Raw genomic sequence first — 2,528 nt, forward strand, 5'->3', positions numbered from 1 at the left:
ACCGTACGGCGCGCCCGGCCCGGCGCCAGACGCGCTCAGCGGCAGCCGCACCCGGCGAGGGCCACCGCGACGGCGTCCACCGCCGCCCGGGCCGGGTCGGCGGCGCCCACGCCGTCGGCCAGGACGGCGAAGGCCAGCAGGCGCCCGTCGGCGTCGACGACGGTGCCGGCCAGGCTGGTCACCCCGTTGAGGGAGCCGGTCTTGGCGCGGACCAGGCCCGCACCGGCGCCGGTGGGCCCGCCCGCGACGAACCGGTCCTCCAGCGTGCCGGTCAGCCCGCCGACGGGCAGCGCCGCCAGCAGGGAGCGCGGGAGGTCGCCGGCGGCCGCGGCCGCGAGCACCCCGGCCAGCAGCGCCGGCGTCAGGTGCGAGCCCTGGCCCAGGCCGCTGGCGTCGACCAGCACCGCGCCGGAGACGTCCAGCCCGAGGCCGGCGAGGGTCTCCAGCACCGCGGCCGCGGAGGCCTCGATCCCCGGCGGCCGGCCGGCGTCGGCGCCGACGAGGCGGGCCAGCGCCTCCGCGCCGGTGTTGTCGCTCTCGGCGAGCACGTGCTCGACCACCTCGACCAGGGGCGCCGAGCGGACCTCCCCCAGCACCGCGGCCCCCTCGGGGGCGCCGTCGGGGGTGCCGCTGTCGGGGCCGGTGCGCACGGGGGCCACCGGGACGGCGATCCCGCGGGCGACGAGGGCGTCGGCGAAGGCGGTGGCGGCGGCGATCGCCGGGTCGGCGGCGCGCGGCGCGTACCGCCCGGGGACGAGCCGGCCGCCGTCCACGGCCAGGGAGGTCAGGGGTGCGGCGAACCCGGAGGTGAGGTCCGAGGGGGTCCAGCGGGGGCCCGTGGTCGGGGCGCCCCCGGTGAGGGTGTCGTCGACCAGGACGGTCGCGGTCGTGGTGCCCGAGGCCCGCAGGGACGCCGCGGTGGCCTCGGCGAGGTCGCCCAGGCCGGCCCGCCCGGCGGCGGCCGCGGGGTTCCCGGCACCGGCCGCGAGGAAGAGGTCGCCGCCGCCGACGAGGACGACCTGGCCGGGGGCGGGGCCGGCCACCGCGCGCGTCGCCAGCGTGGCGTCCGGGCCCAGGCGGGCGAGGACGGCGGCGGCGGTGAGCAGCTTGGCCACCGAGGCGGGCACGGCGGCCTCGGTGCCCGCCCGGTCCAGGAGCACCTGCCCGGTGGCCACGTCGAGGACCGTCGCCCCGGCGCTGCCCTGCAGCGCGGGGGCGTCGAGGAGCGGCCCGACGGCGGCGGCCAGGACGGCGGGGTCGGGAGCCGGCGCGGCGGGGTCGAGCGCCGGCAGGGCGGGCTCGGGCGCGGGGTCGGCCAGGGCGCCCGGCGCGTCGGGCAGCTCGGGGGCGACCGGCGCGGGCGCGGTGGTGAGCACCCCCGGGACGGCGTCGGCCGCGTCGGCCGCCGCGTACCCGGCGGCGAGCACGAGGGCCACCGCCACCGCACCGGCGCGCCGCAGCGCTCGGCGGGTGCGGCGCTCGCTCCTGCGTGACGTCGCCACGGGCCTCCTCGTGCTGCGCTGCCGTCGTGCGGGACACTAGCCGCCGGAGGCGCAGCCGCAGGTCAGGTCGGCGGAGCCACGCAGGAGGAGGCACGGTGGAGTTCGACGTCACGATCGAGATCCCGCGGGGGTCGCGCAACAAGTACGAGGTGGACCACGAGACCGGGCGCATCCGCCTGGACCGGATGCTGTTCACCGCGACGCGCTACCCGGCCGACTACGGCTTCATCGAGGGCACCCTCGGCGAGGACGGCGACCCCCTGGACGCGCTGGTGCTGCTGGAGGAGCCCACGTTCCCCGGGTGCGTCGTGCGCTGCCGCGCGATCGGCATGTTCCACATGCGCGACGAGGCCGGCGGCGACGACAAGGTCATGTGCATCCCCTCCGACGACCCGCGGATGGCGCACCTGAAGGACCTTCCCGACATCGGCGAGTTCCACCGCCTGGAGATCCAGCACTTCTTCGAGACCTACAAGGACCTCGAGCCGGGCAAGTCCGTCGAGGGCGCGCACTGGGTCGGCCGCGAGGAGGCCGAGGCCGAGATCCACAACTCCTACCAGCGCCTGGCGGACCACGGCGGTCACGTCTGAGGCGCTCCGCCCTGGGGCGTCGCCCCGGGGCGGAACGGCTCAGGGGCGACCGGCCCAGGTCATCGACCGGTTCATGCGCAGCGCCGTCTCGCGCACGTCCAGGCCGGTCTGCGGGGCCTCCACCATCCGCTGCCCCCCGGCGTAGATCGCCACGTGCGTGATCGAGGCCGCGTCGTCGGGGTCGTCGCCGTAGAAGACGAGGTCCCCGGGCCGCAGCTGGTCGTAGCTGATCTTCTGCACCCGGCGGTACTGGTCGCGCGAGGTGCGCGGCAGGGACACCCCTGCCGCGCGCCAGGCCTGGGAGGTCAGGCCCGAGCAGTCGAAGCCGTCGGGACCGCTGCCGCCCCACACGTAGGGCTTGCCGATCTGCGAGCGAGCCCACTCCAGCGCGACGCGACCGGCGCTGGACGAGCCGGACGAGCCGCCTGAGGGCACC

The 2,528-nt window shown here is 78.2% G+C and carries 3 protein-coding genes; 1 reads left to right on the forward strand and 2 read right to left on the reverse strand.

The genetic code is table 11. From position 1 onward, the window contains the following. Nucleotides 1-35: 35 nt before the first annotated feature. The gene (gene dacB / locus AC5FZL_RS16410) at nt 36-1,502 is read right to left on the reverse strand and encodes a D-alanyl-D-alanine carboxypeptidase/D-alanyl-D-alanine endopeptidase (RefSeq protein ID WP_493619947.1); all 1,467 of its coding nucleotides are present in this window, start codon (nt 1,500-1,502) and stop codon (nt 36-38) included. 95 nt (nt 1,503-1,597) lie between these two features. On the opposite strand from dacB, the gene AC5FZL_RS16415 reads away from it, so the two are divergent. Next, nucleotides 1,598-2,092 carry an inorganic diphosphatase gene (locus AC5FZL_RS16415; protein WP_493619948.1) on the forward strand — a complete coding sequence of 165 codons (495 nt, stop codon included), beginning with the start codon at nt 1,598-1,600 and terminating at the stop codon, nt 2,090-2,092. A gap of 39 nt (nt 2,093-2,131) precedes the next feature. On the opposite strand, the gene AC5FZL_RS16420 is transcribed toward AC5FZL_RS16415, so the two are convergent. Beyond that, a partial coding sequence (locus AC5FZL_RS16420) for a C40 family peptidase (RefSeq protein WP_493619949.1) occupies nt 2,132-2,528 on the reverse strand: 397 nt, incomplete at its 5' end.

Source organism: Quadrisphaera sp. DVD1, assembly GCF_058932755.1.